The following is a 22712-nucleotide window of genomic DNA, read 5'->3' as shown; positions in this document are numbered from 1 at the left end:
CGTTTCTCGTAGAAATATAAGCAAATATATATATAAAAAGCCCCTATCTTTGTTGGTGTTATCCACAAAGATAGGGGCTACATTATTTCATTCTACTGTGGTGCAATAGGTTGCTCAGATGAAGCCTTACGAATAGACATTTTGCTTGGCAATTGCCATGCCGTTACAACAGCAAGCACTACAAAGAGAATATCCATGGCAGCGAATAACTCCGTAAAGTTCTCTTGGAAAAACTGAACGGTATAACTACTAAACATACCTTCAAAACTGTCATTCATAAAGTAACTGAACATGAAGTACTTACCCAATAAGATCCCAATCAAGCTAGCGATAACCGCTATAATCTGATGGATTGAACTTGTATGCCTGTTAGCCAATATACTAACTGCATAACCCGCTAATCCTCCAATTGCCCATGCTACAAGGCCGATTTCGTACTCCGTTAGGACTGCGATAAGCGCCCATAGCGCGCCTCCGATGATCGCAGCTAACAATGCTCCTAATACAGGTAATACAATCTTGTTATTCGTTTCCACTTTCCATATCCTCCCTATTAGACACAGTCATTTTTAATTCCTTTATTACCCAAGCTTATCTAACATGACATAATATGCTATTTTTTTCAACAAATTTAACTTATTTATCATTTTTCGGTTTATTATGAGTGAATATGACAACATTAGAACATATCTACAAATACTAAATAGGTTCTAAGTAGCTCTCTAAGTACCTTTAACTGTAGCCAAAGGCTTACATTTTGCCACAACTTGAGCTAAACCTGCTCCTACAACACTCTCAATAATCTGGTCCACATCCTTATACGCCTGTGGAGATTCATCAATCATAGATTCTAATGAGCGCTGGTTCACAACAATCTCGTCCTCCATCCCAACCCGCATCGAGGATGAGAATTCATCCACTGTAATTAATCTCTTGGTAGCACTACGTGACCGAATACGCCCCGCACCATGACAAATGGAATGAAAATTGGCCTTACCACTTTCACTACCGACCATAATATACGATGCCGTTCCCATAGAACCAGGAATAAGTGCAGGATGACCACTTTCGCGGTAAGGATCTGGATTATCCGGATGCTTCGGAGGGAGGGCCCGGGTTGCTCCTTTACGATGAACAAAATAAGACTTCCCATCTCCCTCCACCCAGGGTTCCCAGTTGCCGATGCGAGCGATGCCAGACCCGTTCTGGAAATAAATTCAACGATTCCTCGTCAAAGTTAAACTTAGACATGCACTTGCCCTGAAGGCAATTGGACCTGCTGATAATAAGTTTCTTTCATATTGGTCTTAATTCCTCTCCATTTATTAAATCCTGTATAAACCTGCGAATCTTACATCTTAATCACTGCCCCTATCGACCAAGTCTTTATCCTGATCCCTATAAGTGAACACAAAAAAGCCACGGACAGCATACTGCGTCCATGGCTTCTTTATTACACCTTCAATAATCTAAGTAAATTCAAAAAGGGGTACATAAACTTAATTATTGGTCATGCAATCCCGTCAGAGACCGATGATATGGACTTCAATTTGTAATTGTTTGTGTGGATCGTTAGCTTGTATTGGAACATATTCATCGGCCTCCCTTCTGTTATTTCAATCATCTTAAAAGGAATTCCAATATTTGTCAACTATTCACCATTATTTCTCCAAACCTTTTACACTCAACAAAGAATTAAGCTGTTCTAGTAAGTTCCCACCACCAGTAAGTGAGATCGTGCCGATCTTCTCACAGATTTTCTCTAAGAACTCTAGTTCTTTAAGGCGGTAGAGCGTCACGTTCTCATCCATAAGCTTTGCTGTATTTAGCAGGCTTCGGGTAGATGCTGTCTCCTCGCGACGCGTGATAATGTTAGCTTGCGCTTTCTTCTCTGCCAGTAATACTGTATTTAGAATATCCTTAATATCCCCGGGTAATATGATGTCCTTCAGCCCAGCCGATAGAAACTTAACTCCGTAATGTTCACTTTGCTCGTTCAAGCGAGTGAGGACAAAATTCGCGATTTCTTGCTTCATTTTTAACAGATCATCCAGCTTCAATGTTCCTACATATTCTCGCAGAATAAGCTGAAGAACAATGTAGACCTGCTCCTCAAACGACTTAATTTCCAAAGCCTTAAGCGGATTTACAACCTTGTACTGACATACAAAATTGAGACGCAGTGTTACCTTATCTTCTGTCATTATCTCCTGACCTGTCATGTCCAATTGCTGCTGACGTAGATCCGTTGTTTTTACAAGTATAGATACTGGTCCTTTCCAGAAGTAATACTTCCCTGGACTTAACTCTCGCTGCAATACATGATTATAGAACAGTAATGCTGACTCATAGCTTGCCACTTCGAATATCTGATAGTAACCCTGCAACCTCGCAATCACCGCTAGATCCACTTCTGCTCCTATTTCTGGCTTCCTTACATCTACCCTCACAAAAGTATGCTTCTTCAGTACGTTCCAGAAAGCGTACATGCCAGCAGTCAACATCGAGATAAATTTGCCATCTTCATAATGTAGTACATACTCATAATCCTCTACATCCACAATGGTTAATTCAGTAAGCAGTTGCGTATCTTGCACAAATAGATATAACTCTTTATTCGGCACTACAAACGGCTTTGTCACATTCTGAACGATAATCGTCTCATCAGAGAATGACCAGTTCCGGTAGGTTCCTGGCTGAAGATGATTCACATAGCTCCCCTTTTTAAAAAGCAAACCTCGTTCATCGTTCTTAATAATCACTTTAGTAAACATGGCTATACCCCCAATAAATAATAACAATAAATATGTAAAAGTACTGAATTTCACGAGTAATACGGTAAGTTTGTGATCCTCTAATCAGGAATTCTCCAATAAGTCAGAACGGAATCAGGCTTAAGAATCAAGGTCGTCGTGAGCTGTTGTACTTAGAAACCCATAGATCGAACCCCACTAAAACTTCAGCAGCGATCGTTCCACTTCGTTCACCGTACAAGCATCCCTTTGTCTCTCATCGGTATCCACCGATTGCATAGCTCTAACCTAGAGTGCTCAGCACGAATGCTTCTCCTGAGAATTCCTGTTAAAGGACAATAGAATTAATCTTTTTGTGCTCTACCTGAGAGCTCGCGTCGAAGGCGAGTAGGGAATCGAACCCTTACAAGGAGTTAATGACAGCATGAGCATTACAGCATACAGGCATATAGAATATGCGAGCACTGCGGGATCAATGAAATCCCAACCAAGGTAAGCCATGACTTCATCAACTTGAGATCTTCATAAGATCTGTATGTATCATCGCTTATTCAAGGGAAAACGAACATGGCGTAAGTATTACGACAGTGGTAAATTTTGTACTGCTTATCATTTCTAGTTATCCCTTTGATCGGATAGTTGAAGCTCGTTATACTAAAAGTCCCTTCGTTCTAGACAGAACGAAGGGACTTCTCAGTCATATTATGAAATTATCGATCATCATGCTTGCATATCAAACTACTCTTATATTGCACTGCCCCCATAGAGAAAACGTTTCTCCCAATGCGTACCCGCAATCTTACTAATGGTAACCCCACCAGATTCCTTAGAATAAGTATGAAGAATTTGCCCATTCCCCAAATAAATACCCGTATGCGTAATGGTAGCTGACGATTTGTTCACACTAGAATACGCGGAAGTACTTGTTCCTTTATAAGACATGAAATACATAAGATCGCCACGCTTTAACTTCGTCCAATCGCTAACCGTATTCCCTTTATTCTTCACATAAGAACCTTGGCCTCTTGAATCTGCAGGAAGTTTGATCCCTAGAGAATCGATGAAGGCTTGACGAATAAAGTCTGAGCAATCAAACGTAGATGTATTCGAACGGCTTGAGCCGTACTCATATGGGGTGCCTAGATACTTCATACCCGCTGCTATCATTTTCTCAACTGCACTACTATTACTTACCGTGCCACTATTCGTCGTATTCCCTGAAATCGTCTTAGTATATTTAGATGAGGAAGAGATATAGCCGAGTGTCCCTCTAGAATCCCGAACCTTTAACCATGACTTTCCGGATGTCTGAAGTACGGATAACTTCTCCCCTTTTGGAAGTCTGCGTATTATGGTTGCTGAAGTGGATGGCGCTTTACGTAAATTTACTCCCCAAGTAACTTGTGACGTAGAAGTAGATGTAGATGTTGCCGCATCTACTTGATTTACTAGTGTTGTTGCGGATAGACTTCCGCATAATAGTATAGCTGTAAGTGATGCTGTTATCACTTTATTCTTAATCTTCATGTTGTTATTACCTCCTAAGATGCTGTGTACCTACTTGCTTGTCCCATTGTAAATCCCACTTTGGCTTAGGATAATCGGTCTTAGGTCTTAATTTATGGAGCTCTATTTTGGAAGAAAAATCGTTTATTTCAATGATTTCAGGGTAATAATTCCAAAAATATATTATTAATTTTTTTGTAACTATTTGATTAAAATATTGTAACTACTGACTTAAGAGAGATCACAGTCATTAAATTAGACTAGAAATATGTCTTCACATAGACTAGTTCTTTTGACCCATTAAAATAATGTCGCATTTATGGTTACCAATAATTACTATGTTGAAATCACTCTATTAAATGGAAAAAATCCGATTCTCTATCCTTAAGAGGGTTTTATTGCGTCGGTTCTTCATTTGCTGTTAACAGTTCAAGCACAAAACGTATTTGTGCTGAAGCAGGGTATGTTGGAATGGCTTCTACCATTACAAACTCTAATAATACTTGCTTGAATACCTTGCACTATGTTCAAAATACTGATCCGAATGTTTATGGATTTTCGAACCTTTACTAAATATTCGGGTAATTTCACCATAGAAAGAAACTCTTCCACTATAAAATGGAAGAGTTTCTTTCTATTCAGCAACTAACTGCTTTTTGTTCAAATCTAGTTTGTAAAGTACGTCTTTGGCTTCTTCTTCAGGGGTGCCAGCACCAACAGGAGGATGGACAACTAAAACATCATTTTCGATCCTTGGTGCTTCAGCTTCAGAATAGAGAAGTGTATTAAAAACAACGTTGTTCTTTCTAACAATCTCCAAAGGGAATGCGTTTCCACTTTGTTTATCAATCGCGAAAACATAGCCTTCCAACCCATGCCCCGTTTGGTATTGTGGGGTGAGGAGATAAACGTCACCATCTTTAAAACCCACCACCTTTTCAAAGGTTATTATTTTATCAGATGGTTGGACAAATAAATAAGCTTTCAGTTCCAATAAAACCTTATCCTGATCTCCTTGTTTGTAGACGATGGAATAATTACTCTGGAAGGTCTGATCTCCCTCTTGCCCCAAAGTACTTGATACGTTCAAGTGTCCTCGTTCTTCCTTTCCACTTGAAATCATAAACAATGTTCCTTTATCCGTTTGTTGTTCTGCCCGAATCGCTTCGTTTTCATTAACAGAATCAATGATCATTGATTCTGCGAAATCAGACTTGGGAAATATACTACCTATATCACCTTGAGTAGATGAATTGTTATTATTGGTGATTTCTTGATTAGCGGTGCTACCAGGTACGATAACTCCGTCCTCTTGTTGATTGTTACAGCCAACGAGCAAACTAAGTAATAACACTGATGATCCTAATAGCAAAGCATGTTTATTAATTGTAATCTCCCGCTTTCATATATAGACTTTTCCCTAAATTATACAGAATTTATTTATCCAAAAAATTTAAAAATGTATCTGTTTATTTGAAATAACGTAACATTCTAAATTAGCCTTTCCTTTCTTTTTTCACCTCACTTTTTTTGATATCCCCACTAATTTCCATATATATCCTATTATTAGGTAAACGCGAATTAATAAAAAAAGTTGCTACTATATAAATAGTAACGCATCGTATCACTACGCTTGTTCTTTACGTCTTCATAAAGCAATATGTTTCGGTTTTTCAGGTTACAACACTGAAATAAATGACTCTATTTGCTACATATACTTTTTTTGAAAATTTATTTTATATCATACTATAAGAAAACAATAAAAATTTGATATCGCACAGCTTCAACAGGGTTCGCTCCGGCTATGACTATGCCTGCCATCATACCAGGTAGTTGGTCATACCACTGGTTAGTAAAGCCAAGGACTGTTATAATTTGTGGACTAATAATGGATGAGCATGTACAACACTATTCGTGATTTATAAATGATTTTTTTCAAGACTTCCATGTATTTTCATTATTTCAAACAAAAAACTTGCATTATCTATACGATGTAGTATATACTTACGTTCTGGTTGAGAATTAAATTGCTTTCAATGACGCGGGGTGGAGCAGTCCGGTAGCTCGTCGGGCTCATAACCCGAAGGTCGCAGGTTCAAATCCTGCCCCCGCAACCAATTTAAAAATTCAAACCATCATATATAATACTCGGCGGATACGCCGGGTATTTTTTGTTTTTATAGCCTCTAAATTTTTTTTGTAGTCTCTAAAAAAGGAGTGTCCGCGAGTACCTATTCAGGTCTTGGACACTCCTCTTGTAAATATCACGCCACTTATTTCTTCGGAAGACCAAACAATCCAGATGCCTGTAGTCCACTCCAGAAATCATTAAATTGCGGAATATCCAGCTGTTGGTTAGCATCAGACAGTGCCGTCTGGGGATCTGGATGCACCTCGACCATAATCCCATCAGCTCCAGCAGCAAGCGCCGCCTTCGCACAAGGAAGTAGAATATCTTTACGGCCTGTAGAATGAGTCACATCGACGAGTACAGGCAAATGAGTTTCTTGCTTCAATAAGGGCACTGCCGAAATATCCAACGTGTTACGTGTCCATTTCTCGTACGTACGAATTCCACGTTCGATCAGCATCACTTGAGCGTTACCATGGTATAGAATATATTCAGCGGCATGAATGAATTCCTCAAGTGTCGCAGCAATACCTCGTTTGAGCAGCACAGGAATTTTGGCTTCGCCAGCTGCCTTCAATAGTTCATAGTTCTGCATGTTACGAGCACCAATCTGGATGACATCAATCGTTTCAGCAGCAATCTCCATATGTGCAGGATGGACAATTTCACTGATGATGGCCAGACCGAATTCGTCACCTACTTGCTTAAGCATCTTCAAACCTTCGATTCCAAGCCCTTGGAAATCATAGGGAGAGGTACGGGGTTTAAATGCTCCACCGCGCATAACCTGAACCCCTGCCGCTTTAAGAGCCGCAGCCACAGTACGTAATTGTTCCATCGATTCAACGGAGCAAGGCCCAGCTACCATAACAGGGGAGCCCTCACCGACCCAAGTATGGTCTTTTAGTGGAATGACAGTATCCTTCGCATATTGTTTACGACTAACGAGTAACTGGCGCTTATGATCTTCTTCTTGTATCCCCAGTGAGGCTTTGAATATTTCTTTGAACAAGTGCTTAATTGTACTATTCTCAAAAGGTCCCTGATTACTAGCTGTAATCTGCTCCAACATTGCTCTTTCACGAATCGGATCAAATTTAGGCACACCTTGCTTCTCTTTGATGACACCAATCTCATAACTGAGACGAGCGCGTTCATTCAACAACTCCAGTAATTTACTATTCACTTCATCAAGCTCAGCTCTTAATTGATCTAAATCTTTATTCATCCCTCTTCAACCTCCCTATACAATAATAAAAGGCTGCCTCGCAAGGGACGGAAAATCCGCGGTACCACCCTTGTTAGACAGCCAAATTGATTTGGTTTGCTCACTTAACACGATTAACGGTGTGTGCCGGACTTCCCTACTGCAACCCGGGTGCGGTTCAGGAAATCAATGAATTTGAGATTATTATAAACATGACAACTTGGACAGTGCAAGCATTTACGTTAAAGCGTTAGTTGCAAATAGATGTCCAAGGCAATAGGCTCGTCATCTTCCTAAGAAAAACTATCCCTTCACATATTCCTCTCTCAATATCCCATACACTTCTAGATCTATGATGCCTTTACCTGACCATAACGCCGCTTGCCTGAGTGTTCCTTCCTTACTAAAACCATTCTTCAAGAGAACCCTTTTGGATACCTCGTTTAAGAGCATAACTTCGGCTTGGATTCTATTAACATTGACCTGCTCAAATAAGAATTTAACCAGTAGGCCTACCGCCTGTGAAGCCATTCCCTTACCCCAACTTGACTCTGCCAAATAGTAACCCAGGGTCACCATATCTACCTTTTGATTAAAGTCAAAAGCCTCAATGATTCCAAGTAATTTATCACTTTCATTTGTAGAGAATATTCCCCACTTGATTCTTGTTCTCTTGTTGTAATCTCGTTCATAATGTCCAATCATACTAAGTACAGTCTCTATATTATGTTTAGGGATGATCCCACAGTATTGGAATACTTGATCATTATTATAAATTTCATATACACCTTCAAGATGTTTAGTTTCAATCTTCTTAAGTACGAGATCTGTTGATTCTAAGATGGGGAATTGTTCAAAAACCCTTATTATGTTCATAGCGATCCTCTCTTAATAGGTATATATAAATCGATCTTACATTTTCCTTCTGGGTCATCCAATGGATTGTTCATACAGAATTCAAGGCAATATCTATCATCTGCATCATACTCACTATTAGGCAACCATTGGCCGAATAGGCTTTGGTAGGTTATGGCTAGTTTATCGATCGTATCGTAGAACGGAAATAGAGCATAAAGTCCACCCGATAATCTTTTATAAGATATCTCTGCATGTTTTGCCTGCTGATGATTGAACCCTTCGGGTAAAGTGACACATGCGTCGTATCGACAAGCGTACTCCTCAACTACACCTGGATCATCTATAGAGATGCCAATGAAAAATTGCTCGCGCGGGGTAACTCTATTTAACTCTGCCCAGCTTCCTAGCATGCTCCATGCACCCCTTGTCTCTAAATAACTACCAATATGCCTTACATAAGCTACTTCATAATCAGGTAATTCTTTTATTTCCACATTCATATTCCAAACCCTCCTTAGAAAACTACTATTATTACCTTCATAGTAACGGAGAGGGTTTGATATTTCTTCCACCATATTGCTCGATTGTAATGGGATATTGCTATACTTGTTCAGCTTTAGATCCTTCCTTACAACACTGGGCGTTCGGTTATAATGTTTCTTAAAAATTGCGTTATAACTAGATATGGATTCGAAGCCACATAAACTAGATATTTCTAGAATGGTATGATCTGTTTCTCGCAAGTACACAATGGATTGTTGCAGACGTTTTTGATGTACAAAAGCGATCGGTGTCACACCCATCATAGACGTGAATATTCTGCTGAAATGATATTTAGAAAAGTGAGAGATATCTGCAAGCATATCCAAGCTCATTGGTTGGGTAATGTTCTTCTCAATATAGTGAATTACTGTATGTATTCTAGATGAATAGTTATTGTTCATTCTGGATATCCCTCCCATCTTCCCTATGTTCAGAAAAAAAAACCTGCGAATATCCTGCAGGCTTATTGGCATTCCATCATGTTATTTGTAGTAAGTAAAAACGGTGTGTCTCACGATAACTGAGATGGTTAAGCGCTAATTCCTACCTGACATCCTCCGTTCACCCAATGGAGTAGGCATCTGATCGATACTAACGTCATTCTTCTTGGCTCTATATTGCTCTAATTGCTCTTCATCTAGTCCGTCAGCCCATTTAATTAATTGTTCCCGCTCTCCCTGATAAGCAAAGAATGGAATACTGAACCCACAAGAGCTTGTGACCAAATCAACTTGGACCTTAATGATTTGTCTAACACCAGGCAACGAATTAAATTGTCCAATAAGGGAATCCCATTCTTCCATATGCGGTAATACGACGCTTCCAGTTCCGAAGAGGCGTACAATCATGGGCGGACCCTCGAAAGCAGTGAACATAACGGTTATTCTACCGTTCTCCATAAGATGTGCGCTTGTTTCGTTACCGCTGCCTGTCAGATCTAGATATGCTACTTCTGTGGATGATAGAATGCGAAATGTATCATATCCCTTAGGAGATAAGTTTACATGACCTTCAGGAGACAAGGGCGCAGAGGCTACGAAGAACATATGCTGCCGTCGAATAAAAGCGTCATGCTCTACCTGGATGCTGTCAAACCTTCTTCCCATCTCTATTCCCTTCTTCCTCGATATATAGGATATGACTGTTATATTTTCAACCGATAAATGGCCTTATTCTCGAGTCCTCTAATATATGTTGTCCATTCATCCGTTTCGGGTGTCGTATCTAATGCATCCTCTACCATTTGAAGCTTCGCATCCATGGCATCAATATGATGTAAGGCTACAGCTTCTGGTGTCTGAGGTTGCACAGGACTTCCCCATTCACCTAAATTGTGATGAGACAATACTAAGTGCTGTAAACCAAGAACTTTATTACTACCCAGATCTATATTCAACCGAATAGCGGCCTCCGTAATCCAGTTAGCAGCCATCGAGATATGCCCAATCAACTTCCCTTGGACACTATATTCTGAGACGATACCTAACTGTGATATCATTTCCTCTGGTTTAGCGATATCATGCAGAATAATACCAGCCTTCATGAAGTCTGCATTCAGGAATGGTCGTTGTTTACATAGAAACTCGCCGATCTCAAGCATTCTAACCATGTGATACGCTAATCCTGCAAAATACGCATGGTGATGCATCTTGGCTGCCGGAGAGTGAAGAAGTTTATCCTCTACTTTCGTAATACAGTAAGATACGATCGCTTTAATCTCTTCATCAACAATACTTTCATGAGCCTGCTTAATCGTATGAACGAGATCAATCGGTGTAACTGGGGCTGATCGAATGAAATCAGTCACGGATACCCCATCGTCCGGGTTTGCTTTCCGCATTTTGATGACTTTAATTTGTAGTCTCTCACGATATAGATGAGCGATACCCTGTACTCTAACTAGATCCATTGGAAAAAAAGTCTCTTTATCTGTTATCGATACATCCCAGAATTTCGCAGATAGCTGTCCACTGGAATCGCATAGTGTAAGGTCAAAGTAGTCTTTAGGCGGTGTACCATTGGTTTGTTTAACTTCAAGTTCCTTCAATAAATAAAATCCAACAAACTCATCTTGATGAGTTAATTGTGTAATTAGTGGCATGTCATTCCCTCCCATTGATAAATACATTATACAATAACAACGGTGTTCTAAGCCAAAATACTCAACTTTCGCCCATCTTGACAGAAAACACCCTTCTTGTTTGATATCATGGAAGTACGACCAACCATGCCAACAAGAAAGGTGCGTTACTCTATGTTACAACAACATTCTATGTCTGAACAGTCTCGTTTACCTTAACTTTTTGCAACCCTTAACATGGGGAAATTTCAACAAGCTCAAAATAAGAAGGATAGTTCAGATTGTGACTGAACTATCCTTCTTTATTTTAAGTTTTTCTGTTACAGCTCTAATATTCTATTTCTTTGCTTTCTGAGCCTTCTTCACTTTATCAGCAGCAGCTTGAGTTTGTGATTGAATGGCAGTAACTGCTTGCTTTAATGTTTTTTTCTTGTCTGCTACCAGTTTAAGTTGTTTAGATAAAATTTCCATAAACTTTCCTTCTACATTGTACGACTTTTTGTAGAGAGCATTACGTGTTATAGATAGATCCAAATTTGGTCTTAATTTATAGAAAGCATCCACACTGTAACCAGAGTACTCCTTAATCATGCGAGACAGAGGATCACCGATTGAGTTATTAGAGTTGCTGGGTTTATAGTATTCTTTAGCGTAGTCATCTCCATGGAAATATTTGATGAAATCCCAAGCGGCATCAACATTAGATGCGCTTGCTGGAATTGCGAATATATTAGAAATATTAATATTTCCTGTTGACTTTCGATCCTTAGGATCCGCAGGACCAGCAGCCATACCAAGTGTAAAAGGTTTATAATTTTTCACACCACTGTTTGCTGCTTTTAAGTCTTTCAACATACTAATAGGGGATACCGCCATAGCTGATCGTCCCATAATGAAAGCACTGCTCTCATAGTAATTTTTGGTAGATAGATTGCCTTGGGGAATGACCCCAGAATTATTTGCCTCGATCGACAGCTGATATGCTTTTTTCCACGCAGTTGTATTCGCAGTAGCCTTCAAGGTATTTGGATCAATGCCTATTAACCCTTCTGTTCTAGAAATTTCCATAGGATCGATATTACTACTTAGGCCCCAAATTCGTGAATCTTTATCTCCCTTAGTAGGGAACTTACTGGCAAGCTTAAATATTTCTTCCCAAGTCATTCCATCCTTTGGTAATTTAACATTGTACTTTTTAAATAAATCAACATTATACATAATGGCGTACGACCCCACCTTTGGACTTAACCCATAAAGTTTGCCACCGCCTTGTCTCTTCAATTCAGCAAGCAAGCTAGGGTATAACGTTGTCGTGTCGTAATGATCACGCTTAATTAATGGATCTAAATCTACCAACTTATTTTCCTTAGCCATTTGTTTGTAATTGTACGGATCTAGCATAACAAGGTCCGGTGAATGCTTTTCGATAAGTTTGATGTCATCCAATGCATCAGTGACTTTAACTACTTGGATGTCTGTATTAGGATACTCCTTACTAAACAAATCCCCATAAGTCCTTTTGAATGCCTCTTCATCCCAGTACAATACTTTTAAAGTTCGTTTCGTATCTGCCTCGTTGTCCGGATCTGCGAAACTTTTGTTGTCTGTACTAAAACCTGCTGAAATAAGGATTAACATACAACTCAAACTAAAGATGAATACCTTCTGTAATAAATTTCGCTTCAAAATTAAAACCTCCACTTATTTTTTGTTTAATTTTCCTAAACACGATGTATACGTTTAGATAAAAGGAAAAGTTGTTCTAATAATGGTTCTTCAAACCATCATTTTCTTAAGACTGCGTATATACCGTGATTTCACAATGATGAAAAAGACGCTTTGCAGAATCAGATACGCAGCAAATGTGATCAGTACTGGTTGAAGCACATGCATGATTCCCATCTCCGAAAGGATGGGGGTGATGACAACAAGACTCTGAATAGCGGCTACAACAATTGGAATATAGAAGAGTATGGCAATTTGTTTGGTCGCTGATGCTGACATTTCACGTGTGCTTAGCCCTATCTTGGATAATGCACGGTACATACGAATGTCCGCAGCCAACTCACTATGCAGCTTAAAGTACAAAAAACTAGCCGATGCAACCGAAAAGATCAAGGCGACAAATATACTAACGAAGCTTAGCATGGCTGTACTTTGTTTGAGGGATATATAACTAGCGGCGCGTGAAGTAAGGTCGAATACAACTTCGCTTTTCCCCTCCATTTCTTTATTCCATTTGCTCAACTTGGTGCCCACTATAGTTTCCTGACTGCTGATGGAAGGCAGTGAACCTGTATCCCATGCGGGTACCTTATAGTAATAACTGATATTCGGACTGACAACCTCCCCCGCCTCAGACGATTGAGCCACTCTTACTCTATCCATCCACTTTTCTGGCACAACAAGCAAAGGGCTCTTCGAATACATGAGTTCGATTGAATCTGTGCTTACACTGTCCTTGACAGAGAGCGCTATGGCGGGCTGATCTTCCAAAGTAATCATACCGTTATGGATATAATCAGCGATGTGAACCTTTGATGAAGCGATGAGAAAAGCTTCATTTAGGCCGAGATTGTCAACGAGTGGCAGACCAACATGTTTTGCCAATTCATTATATTGAGAAGGTATGATTAGATAAAGGCCTCCGTCGTTGTGGCTGTCGCTACCTTTCTCATTAAGGACTGAGGCATATAAGTCATCGATTCGAATCTCCGTGTACTCTACACCTGCGGCCTCTAGCTCACGGTGAATTTCGCTCCGGTCGGGTTCTGCCAAAGAAGTCCTATAATACGTTTGTGTGATGGCAAAAGGTTCCTCGGTGTACAGTTCTTTTCCGGCCTGGTCAATGGACAACACAACACCTGCCCCCATACTGGCCAAAGCAGTCACTACCGTAATCAAGAATAACATCCGCGAGTTGTCCCGCAGTTTATAGCTCATTTCCGATATCCACAGCAGCCGCGTGCCGCGCCATGTAGATCTCCGACTACGCTGAAGCAGACGAATGAAAAAGACGGACAGCTGTGAGTAGAAAAAATAGGTTCCGGAAATTCCTGTAACGGCTGCCAGAATAATAGCAAAGGGACTTAATTCCATCCGCAGGGCATAAAATCCGATAGCCAGTAGTCCTGCACCAAGCAGTGAGAGAAAGAGGGATGCTTTCGGCTGTTTTTTCGGTTTCACATTTCCTTGCAGTAGCTCCAGTACTTTATTTTTGCGAATAAATAGCAAAGTAAAGATGGAAATGACCAGAAACAAGGAGATAAATGAAAGGGAAGTGACCAGCATCGCTTTGGTTGGCCAGTAGAAGGGCAAATCCTCAATTCCGATCGTCTTGGTGCTGAAGAGCAGGAACAATTTGGAGAGAAGCATGCCACCTGCGATTCCTGTTGCGATCGCCACAATACCAATCAACATATTTTCAAGGAAGATCAGCTTATTAATCTGGTTCGGCCGGGCACCCAGGATGGATAAAATCCCAAATTCCAGATTGCGTGATTTCAAAAACGATCCGATGGAATACAGCACGAAGAAAAAGGCGAACGCATACACGATGTAGGCTGCGACTTGCATACTCAAGACCGCCATGGGTCCCATATCGTTATTTGCAATCTCGGGATGATAAATGAATACGGAATAAGCGAAAAACACCATGACCATAAAAGCACTGCTTAGAAAATACGCAATATAAGCCCGTGCGTTACGCCGTACATTATTAAACGCGAATTGAGGAAAGCTCATGACTATTCCCTCCCCAAAACGAAAGTGTGGCGATAATCTTCTGGAAAAAGGCCTGGCGGTTATCGCCACGGTGAATTTCGGCGGCCAACCTGCCGTCCTTGATGAAGATGATCCGGTCGCAGTAACTCGCTGCCTGTGGATCATGGGTAACGAGCATGAGTGTGGTGCCTTGCATGCGGTTAATGTTCGCCAGCGACTCCATGACGATCCGTGAGGAATTAGAGTCCAAGGAACCGGTTGGCTCATCAGCCAGGATCATCGCAGGTGAAGTAATGATCGCCCGCGCAATAGCGGTCCGCTGCCGTTGTCCTCCGGATATCTCATAGGTGCGTTTATTCAGGATATCCGTAATATTAAGTTGTCCAGCAACCTTCTGCAGCAGGGATTCCATCTCGCTCAACTTACGATTATCCAGGGTAAGTGGGAGCACAATATTCTCGGCTACGGTTAATGTTTCCAGGAGATTAAAATCCTGAAAGACGAATCCGAGTTGCCTGCGGCGGAAATGAGCGAGTTCTTTCTTATTCATCTTATAAGGATTACTCCCATTGATATTCACCTCTCCAGAAGAGGGGTGGTCGATAGTGGATACCATGTTGAGTAGCGTAGTTTTACCGCTGCCCGATGGTCCCATAATACCGACAAATTCACCACTTTCGACGCTGAAATGAATATCAGTGAGCGCTTGGGTATGCACTTTACCCGGATAAACCTTATTCAGTCCTTTGACTTCTAATACGTTCATTGAAATACATTCCTTTCCTAAGGAAAACATGAGTCACCCATGAGTCACCTCTTTTGTTTCAAGATGTCTTTGTCCTGGTTCTAATGTACGGGATGAGGCAGTTCACTGCTATGTATTTACCTTAAGGTTATCTTACAAATCGCTTAAGGTTATGTTCGGTTTACTGCCTATGGGCATTGCCATTAACAATAATCCGAATCGTAGTTCCTGCTTCGGGCTGGGATTCCAACTCGACGGCATATCCTAGTCTGGTGCAAATTTCTTTAACCAGATAGAGTCCCATTCCGGTGGACTCATGATATTGCCGTCCACGTTCGCCGGTGAAATAGGGGTTGAACACTCGCTTAAGGTCTTCGGGAGAAATACCGATACCCTGATCTGAAATCTCCAGAATAGTGTCGTTGCCGAGGCGCTGTGCAGAGATCGTCACCGCTTTGCCGGAGCCAGCCGTGTAATTTACAGCATTGGTCAAGATTTGGGTCAACATGAACATCAGCCATTTGGCATCGCTGTAGATACGTAATCCGGCATCAACCTGAATATTCACAGATACGCCCCGGCGGATAAATAACCTACGGTTCTCGGATACTGCTTCGCTGACTGTCTTGCGGAGGAATAATGATTCTACGTGGAAATCATCCTCGAAACGGTCCAGACGGGATGTATAGATGACCATTTCCAATCCTTTTCGCAGCTTCTCCAGCTCCTCCTGAATACTGCTAGCAGTTTCATCCTCCAGATCTTGCAGTGTGAGCTGTATGACAGAGATCGGTGTCTTCATCTGATGCACCCAGCGGTTGATGAACACAATATGCTGATCCATCTGCCGGACATGCACATTCAGCTTCTCCTGATACTGGCGGTCAATATTCCGGAGTAATTCATTAACCGCCTCGGGAAGCGTAACATCCCCCAGAGGTGTCAAATGATCCACAGGTATGTTATGGGGAAAACTTAATAGCGCATATAATCTGCGATGCTGAACATAACGATAGCCGAGGTATAGGAGAAGAATAACGCCGCTCAAGAGTACACCGTACCCCATGATCGCGGGGGGCCTGTTCTCACCTGAGATCCAATACAGTATAGGAATAAGGATCATTTGAAGTACATAGAAGAGCAACAGCGGAAGTTGGTCCTTCCAGAACAATCTCATGGCGCTTCACTGGAGACACTCAGACGATAGCCGGCGCCCCTTACCGTTTCTACAACATCTCCAAGCCCAAGATCCTTGAGCTTTTTGCGGACACGCGTAATATAGACATTCAGTGTATTATCATCGATGAAGTGCTGGTCTACCCACATGAGATCCAGCAGTTTCTCCCGGGTGACCACACGCCCCTCCTTTAGCAGTAGCGCTTCCATCAGGATGGCCTCCTTCTGTGTCAGCTCCATTGATTCTCCGGCATATTGGATCGTATAACGTTCAGGAAATAGGGTTAGAGCACCCGAATGCAGCATACGCTCCCCCTGAGTTTGTGCGTATGAACCATATGCCCTGCGCAAATGACTGCGAATTTTGGCCAAGACGACCTCATAGTGAAAAGGTTTCGTAATATAATCATCACCGCCGTTCTCCAACGCCATCACCTGATCCATCCCGCTGTCTCTAGCCGAGATGAACAGAATCGGACAAAGTGAAGATTGGCGGATCTGGCGGCACCAATAAAAGCCGTCATATTTAGGCAGGTTGACATCCAATAGTACGAGATCTGCCGAACTTTTCTTAAATGCCTCCAGCACGTTGTTGAAGTCATCAACGATAATGGCGTTGTATTCATATTTGGAGAGGTAAGCACTCAGCAGACCTGCAAGCTTGGCATCGTCCTCTATAATAAAGATTGTTTCCATGTTATCCCTCCTTTTGTCAGTTATACAGTAACACAAGCAGGAAAAATCACGCAAAATTATTATCTCAATCTAAAAATTAGTGGTTGACAGAGAGAAGGACTCAGAGGAGTCTTGGAGGAATGTGAACAAGCGGAGCGTTCACATTTATAAGGAGGAACGTCAGTTATCAGACAAAGGCCTTTTCTGTCATTGGCATGGTGAAGGAAATGAAGCAGCGATATCTCGTTCAAGGACAACGACCTACAAATCTTATCTATTGACATTAACGCTACGTAAAGCTGTACGCTTATCTTGTAAGGAGGAAGGAGTCCAATCGAACATGGAATATACCATACAGAAGTTAGCACATATCGCAGGCATAAGTACAAGAACCTTACGTTATTATGATCAGATCGAACTCCTTAAACCAGCAAGAACAAATTCTACAGGGTATCGTATTTATGGTCAATCTGAGATTGATCGATTACAGCAGATCTTATTCTACAGAGAACTGGGCGTTAACTTAGATCGGATTAAGCAGATCATAACCTCACCTACCTTTGACAGCGAACATGCATTGCGAGAACATCGACAGAAACTTCTTGAGAAAAGAGAACAATTAAACCAATTAATCGCTAATGTAGATAGAACATTGGCCTTAACGAAAGGGAGTATTCCAATGACCAATAAAGAGAAATTCGAAGGTTTCAAACAAACGATGATTGATGAGAATGAATCGAAATATGGACAGGAGATTAGAGCTAAGTATTCAGACGAACGGATCGATGCATCTAATCAAAAAATAAAAGCCTTGACGGAGTCCCAGTTCGCTGAAATTAAGCAGTTGGACGTCACGATCCATGAAGTTCTTGCTCAAGCCTTTGCCACAGGTGATCCTTCAGGCGAATTAGCTCAACATGTAGCAGACTTACATCGACAATGGTTGAGTTACTACTGGAGCACTTACAGCAAAGAGGCTCATGCAGGTGTCGCTCAAATGTATGTAGACGATGAAAGGTTCACTTCATACTATGATGAGAAACAACAAGGGCATGCCGCATTCCTTCGTGATGCTATTCATATTTACACAGGGACGAAGATAGAATAGGTTAATGAATAGCAAATCATACGTGTAGCGATTGGTGAAGCCAATCGCTATTTCTTTATCCCCAGAATCTAACATAACGACTACGATTTATACGTTGTATATGATAAACTATAGAGGAATTTCAACCACCGTCAGATTTACCTGTGCATAGAATCATGTAGCATCCTCTAGTCAGATAATAACGTATAGTGAAACAAGTCATAGCTTGTCTACTTAGATACCATCACAAATAGGAATACATACTAACACATACATAGATCGATATCTGGAGGGATTACTGAACGTGGAACCGAAAAATAAAAAAGTAGTGTGGAATATCGTACAATCATGGTGGATTTTATTAAACTTTGTTATTTTTATGAACTGGTCATCCTTCGTCTATATCGCGATAAGAGTGAAGAGTAAACGTTGGGCAATTTGGAGTGTTATTTATACCGTTTCATGCTTCGTTGGTATTAGTATGGTTGCCTCCTTCACTCATCCTAGCTGGCAAACTAACTCTGGAATGGCTCTCCTCATCATTAGTTGGATTGTTTGTTTTTTTCATTCAATCATCGTTAGAAAGGAATTTCTATTACGTTTAGAAGCCCGTGCCCTGCTCTCTCGAAAAGAAGATTATAATCTAAAGCGTCAGCTTGAAGATGAGTATGGCATCGATTTTGATATGCCCACCGCTCAATCCAATCAACCTGCACCTAAGACTACTACAGCAAAGGATCGTGTCGTCCGGCAATCTACACCAGGTGAATGAATACAGTTGAACAATAGAAATTAGTATCGGCAAAATATAACAAGAGAAGTCCCAGCCCTAACATAGGGTGGGACTTCTCTTGTTTCAGAATGTCACATGAGTAGACTTAGTCTTCGATTTAAACTTTCTTATGGCTAGTATGCATGCAATCAAGATAATCAATGTTGCCAGAATACTTCCCTCTGCTCCAAATTCCCCACCTGAGATGAAGCTATGACCTTGCGGACTTATTGAAATAATCGTTTTGGTTTCTGTACCTGAAACAGCAAATCCATAAAAATTACCTTGGAAGAAGTTCCACGATAAGTGAAATCCAATGGGTAACCAGATCCCACCTGTGAGTTCACGAGTAACCGCAAAGAATACACCGATCAAGAATATATTGATAAGGGGAAAGGGTGTAGATAGAATGCCAGGATTCATCATATGTGCTAATGCGAAGAGAATAGAAGAATAAATAATACCTACATTTCTCCCATACTGAGTTCTCAATAACCCCTGAATATAACCACGGAATAAAAGTTCTTCACTTAAAGCTACTAAAATAAATAACCCGAAGCCAATGCCAACCCCCATAAGAGTATTGGAATCATACTGAATGGAATTAATATGTAACCCATTAAACAGCCAAATAACTAGAAAGCTGAAGCTTATTAATACAATACCTACTGCAAATCCCTGGCCTGTACTTTTCACTGCTGAGGATTGTTGTATGCCCATACTCCATTTATTCTTTCTCTCAAACCACGTATACGTTAGTATTGGCGCAAGCATCATAGCTACCGTGGAGATCAGAAGGTATGTCGATTGACTCTCGTCACCCAACATAGATGCCAACATCGTCCCCATCGATAACAACACACCAAAGATAAGAAAAGTCAGTATTATTTTCCCGCTAGTCATGAACCTCTTTTTCATATGAACCTCCTAAAGATATGTATTAAACAGTCTTACTTAACCGGATTATCATACAACAAAAATTTCCAATACTCCATACAGAAATTACATAAAAGTCACTTCATATTCCATTATTTATTGGATATTCAAAAAAATATACTCGTGTGTCTACACCCCTTGCATAATTGAAGATTAATATCGATATCATGCTAGTCACGGTGATAATCCCTGTAATTCTACCATTCATTTAAGTCAAGCGAATTCTTCTTGAATTTCAATTTTTAAAAACTAATGAAAACTATGTGACATAAATAACAAAGTCAATTTGATATGATATACTCACGGAATAGGTACGGGAGAAAGGGTGATTATTACGTTAGTTATCAAACGAGATGGCTCTGAGGTTGCCTTTAATCAACAGAAAATTATTGATGCCATATGTAAAGCTATGGATCGAACAGACAAGCATATTGATATTGATGTGGCACAACGCGTGGCAGATAAAGTAACAGCTAAAATTTCTAAATATGAAAAAATTGATATTGAGCATATTCAAGATGAGGTCCAGTCCGCCCTTATGAATAGCTCAAGAAAAGATGCGGCTGAGGAGTATATTGGATACCGCGAGGTAAGAACGCTGAAGAGACGTGAACGAGGCAGTCTGGACAAAAAAGTACAGGGTCTGCTTGATCTGACCAACGAAGAAGTATTGAAAGAAAATTCGAATAAAGATGGTGCAACGATTCCGACGCAGAGAGATTTACTAGCAGGAATTATGGCCAAAGACTTTGCACAGACTTACATGATTCCCAAAAGAGTTGTCGAAGCACATAATCATGGAAATCTTCATTTCCACGATCAGGATTACAGCCCTTATTTCCCTATCTACAATTGTATGTTGATTGATCTTAAGGGAATGTTAGAGAATGGCTTCAAGCTTGGTAATGCTCAGATTGAAACACCCAAATCGATTACAACAGCGACAGCCATTACTGCCCAGATTATTGCACAAGTTGCCAGCCATATCTATGGTGGGAATACCATTAACGAGATCGATATCATATTAGCCCCTTATGTGGCACATTCCTTCAAGAAGCATTTCAAGAATGGCTTAGAATGGCTATATAGTGTTGATCCTACAGTAATCGATAGATTAGATATTTCATTTACCAATGATAAGCTGAACAGTGAATATCCAAGATGTTTCGACTATGCTGTAAAACTCACTGAAAAGGAGACTTATGATGCCTTTCAATCCTTAGAATATGAAATCAATACACTCGTAAGCGCCAACGGCCAGACCCCCTTCAGTACCTTCGGATTTGGCCGAGGTCTATCATGGGAAGAACGACAAATTCAAATTGCCATTCTCAAGAATAGAATTAGAGGTCTAGGCAAAGACGGTAAGACCCCAGTATTCCCTAAGCTGATCTTCGGGATCGAAGAAGGCGTGAATTTAAAACCAGCTGACCCTAACTATGATATTAAAAAACTAGCTTTAATGTGTAGCACGCTACGCATGTATCCAGACATCATCTCTGTACCCAAAGTGAAAGAAATTACGGGATCATTCAAATTCCCTATGGGATGCAGATCTTTCCTTGGTGTATATGAAGAGAATGGACAAGTACTTCACGATGGTAGATTTAATATGGGTGTCGTAACCGCCAACCTTCCTCGTATCGCTATTCGGGCTGAAGGATCGGAGCAACAATTCTACCTGCTATTAGATGAATTATTAGATACCTGCAAAGAAGGCTTAATGTACCGCATTCAACGCTTGAAAGGTGTCAAAGCTAAGGTAGCCCCTATTCTATATATGGAGGGTGCCGCGGGAAGCCGACTTCAACCCGAAGATAGCATTGACCATTTATTAGAAAACGGTAGAGCAAGTATCTCTCTTGGCTACATAGGTATTCATGAAACTATTCTTGCACTATATGGTAGACATATGTTCGATGATCAACTGCTTCGCCAAAAAGGCTTAGACATTGTGAAATATATGAGTGCCAAGACGGAACAATGGAAGAATGAAACAGGATACGGATTCAGCCTATATTCGACCCCAGCGGAATCTCTATGCTATCGCTTCTGTAAATTAGATGAGGAACAATTCGGGGTAATCGATGGAGTTACGGACAAAGGCTACTACACCAATTCTTTTCATCTAGATGTTAACGAGAAGGTAACACCTTTCGAGAAAATTATGTTCGAGAAGGAGTATCCTCAATATGCCAACGGTGGGTTTATTACCTACTGCGAATTCGATTCTCTAGTCAAGAATCCAGAGGCGCTGGAAGCCGTATGGGATTACGCTTACGAGCATGTGCCTTACTTTGGGACAAATACCCCAACCGATAAATGTCTAGTATGTGGATTTGAAGGTGAATTCGAGGCTACCAACACAGGCTTCGAATGTCCCAACTGTGGGAATCGTAATCCGAAGACATCATCTGTCATAAGACGTTGCTGTGGATATTTATCTGAACCGAGCCAAAGACCATTCAATGCCGGTAAACAAAAAGAAGTCTTATCTCGCGTAAAGCACATGTGAATCAG

Annotated in this window: 19 protein-coding genes, 1 tRNA gene and 1 pseudogene; 4 read left to right on the top strand and 17 right to left on the bottom strand. The window is 40.8% G+C overall.

Annotation, left to right across the window (positions count from 1 at the left end):
* Positions 1–92: 92 nt before the first annotated feature.
* From J2T13_RS13120 to J2T13_RS13095, 6 genes and pseudogenes are all read right to left on the bottom strand, one after another.
* On the bottom strand, positions 93–536 hold the full coding sequence (locus J2T13_RS13120) for a hypothetical protein (protein WP_429371899.1): 444 nt from the start codon (positions 534–536) through the stop codon (positions 93–95).
* Positions 537–722: 186 nt separating this feature from the next.
* Positions 723–1148, bottom strand: a pseudogene (locus J2T13_RS13115) (RtcB family protein); the annotation flags it as partial.
* Positions 1149–1661: 513 nt separating this feature from the next.
* Positions 1662–2774, bottom strand: coding sequence for a slipin family protein (locus tag J2T13_RS13110; protein WP_429371897.1), 1113 nt, complete (start codon positions 2772–2774; stop codon positions 1662–1664).
* 723 nt (positions 2775–3497) lie between these two features.
* On the bottom strand, positions 3498–4280 hold the full coding sequence (locus J2T13_RS13105) for a C40 family peptidase (RefSeq protein ID WP_429371895.1): 783 nt from the start codon (positions 4278–4280) through the stop codon (positions 3498–3500).
* A 613-nt stretch (positions 4281–4893) separates the two neighbouring features.
* Positions 4894–5613 carry a hypothetical protein gene (locus J2T13_RS13100; RefSeq protein WP_429371893.1) on the bottom strand — a complete coding sequence of 240 codons (720 nt, stop codon included), beginning with the start codon at positions 5611–5613 and terminating at the stop codon, positions 4894–4896.
* A gap of 392 nt (positions 5614–6005) precedes the next feature.
* Entirely contained in the window at positions 6006–6083 is a 78-nt protein-coding gene (locus J2T13_RS13095; protein ID WP_429372026.1) for an ABC transporter permease, read from the bottom strand.
* Between the two features lie 216 nt (positions 6084–6299).
* Between J2T13_RS13095 and J2T13_RS13090 the strand changes: the two genes are divergently transcribed.
* A tRNA-Met gene (locus J2T13_RS13090) sits at positions 6300–6376 on the top strand.
* A 156-nt stretch (positions 6377–6532) separates the two neighbouring features.
* Here J2T13_RS13090 and J2T13_RS13085 read toward each other — a convergent pair.
* The 10 genes from J2T13_RS13085 to J2T13_RS13040 form a co-directional block, all read right to left on the bottom strand.
* Positions 6533–7618 (bottom strand): bifunctional 3-deoxy-7-phosphoheptulonate synthase/chorismate mutase, encoded by a 1086-nt coding sequence (locus J2T13_RS13085; protein WP_429371891.1) that lies wholly within the window; start codon positions 7616–7618, stop codon positions 6533–6535.
* Between the two features lie 282 nt (positions 7619–7900).
* Entirely contained in the window at positions 7901–8473 is a 573-nt protein-coding gene (locus tag J2T13_RS13080; protein WP_429371889.1) for a GNAT family N-acetyltransferase, read from the bottom strand.
* Entirely contained in the window at positions 8470–9399 is a 930-nt protein-coding gene (locus J2T13_RS13075; RefSeq protein WP_429371887.1) for an AraC family transcriptional regulator, read from the bottom strand. Before J2T13_RS13075 ends, J2T13_RS13080 begins: the two co-directional genes overlap by 4 nt.
* 135 nt (positions 9400–9534) lie before the next feature.
* Complete coding sequence (locus J2T13_RS13070) at positions 9535–10104, bottom strand: pyridoxamine 5'-phosphate oxidase family protein (protein ID WP_429371885.1); 570 nt, start codon at positions 10102–10104, stop codon at positions 9535–9537.
* A 38-nt stretch (positions 10105–10142) separates the two neighbouring features.
* On the bottom strand, positions 10143–11099 hold the full coding sequence (locus tag J2T13_RS13065; protein WP_429371883.1) for a 3'-5' exoribonuclease YhaM family protein: 957 nt from the start codon (positions 11097–11099) through the stop codon (positions 10143–10145).
* Positions 11100–11414: 315 nt separating this feature from the next.
* Positions 11415–12764 carry an ABC transporter substrate-binding protein gene (locus tag J2T13_RS13060; RefSeq protein ID WP_429371881.1) on the bottom strand — a complete coding sequence of 450 codons (1350 nt, stop codon included), beginning with the start codon at positions 12762–12764 and terminating at the stop codon, positions 11415–11417.
* Positions 12765–12854: 90 nt separating this feature from the next.
* Positions 12855–14822 (bottom strand): ABC transporter permease, encoded by a 1968-nt coding sequence (locus J2T13_RS13055; RefSeq protein WP_429371879.1) that lies wholly within the window; start codon positions 14820–14822, stop codon positions 12855–12857.
* Entirely contained in the window at positions 14797–15567 is a 771-nt protein-coding gene (locus J2T13_RS13050) for an ABC transporter ATP-binding protein (RefSeq protein WP_429371877.1), read from the bottom strand. The genes J2T13_RS13055 and J2T13_RS13050 overlap by 26 nt, the downstream gene beginning before the upstream one ends.
* Positions 15568–15727: 160 nt before the next feature.
* Complete coding sequence (locus tag J2T13_RS13045) at positions 15728–16723, bottom strand: sensor histidine kinase (RefSeq protein ID WP_429371875.1); 996 nt, start codon at positions 16721–16723, stop codon at positions 15728–15730.
* Positions 16720–17418 carry a response regulator transcription factor gene (locus J2T13_RS13040; RefSeq protein ID WP_429371873.1) on the bottom strand — a complete coding sequence of 233 codons (699 nt, stop codon included), beginning with the start codon at positions 17416–17418 and terminating at the stop codon, positions 16720–16722. The genes J2T13_RS13045 and J2T13_RS13040 overlap by 4 nt, the downstream gene beginning before the upstream one ends.
* Before the next feature lie 319 nt (positions 17419–17737).
* Between J2T13_RS13040 and J2T13_RS13035 the strand changes: the two genes are divergently transcribed.
* Positions 17738–18505 carry a MerR family transcriptional regulator gene (locus J2T13_RS13035; protein WP_429372024.1) on the top strand — a complete coding sequence of 256 codons (768 nt, stop codon included), beginning with the start codon at positions 17738–17740 and terminating at the stop codon, positions 18503–18505.
* Between the two features lie 283 nt (positions 18506–18788).
* Positions 18789–19256: a hypothetical protein gene (locus tag J2T13_RS13030; RefSeq protein WP_429371871.1), complete on the top strand. Its 468-nt coding sequence runs from the start codon at positions 18789–18791 to the stop codon at positions 19254–19256.
* A gap of 84 nt (positions 19257–19340) precedes the next feature.
* On the opposite strand, the gene J2T13_RS13025 is transcribed toward J2T13_RS13030, so the two are convergent.
* Positions 19341–20174 carry a CPBP family intramembrane glutamic endopeptidase gene (locus J2T13_RS13025; RefSeq protein ID WP_429371869.1) on the bottom strand — a complete coding sequence of 278 codons (834 nt, stop codon included), beginning with the start codon at positions 20172–20174 and terminating at the stop codon, positions 19341–19343.
* Between the two features lie 343 nt (positions 20175–20517).
* Here J2T13_RS13025 and nrdD point away from each other — a divergent pair, with 343 nt between their 5' ends.
* Positions 20518–22707, top strand: coding sequence for an anaerobic ribonucleoside-triphosphate reductase (gene nrdD, locus J2T13_RS13020; RefSeq protein WP_429371867.1), 2190 nt, complete (start codon positions 20518–20520; stop codon positions 22705–22707).
* Positions 22708–22712: the final 5 nt, after the last annotated feature.

The organism is Paenibacillus sp. DS2015, from assembly GCF_050433705.1.
In the GTDB taxonomy this organism is placed as follows: Bacteria; Bacillota; Bacilli; order Paenibacillales; family Paenibacillaceae; genus Paenibacillus_AQ.
The sequence above is the reverse complement of the archived record's forward strand: the minus strand, read 5'-3'. Positions and strand labels throughout refer to the sequence as shown.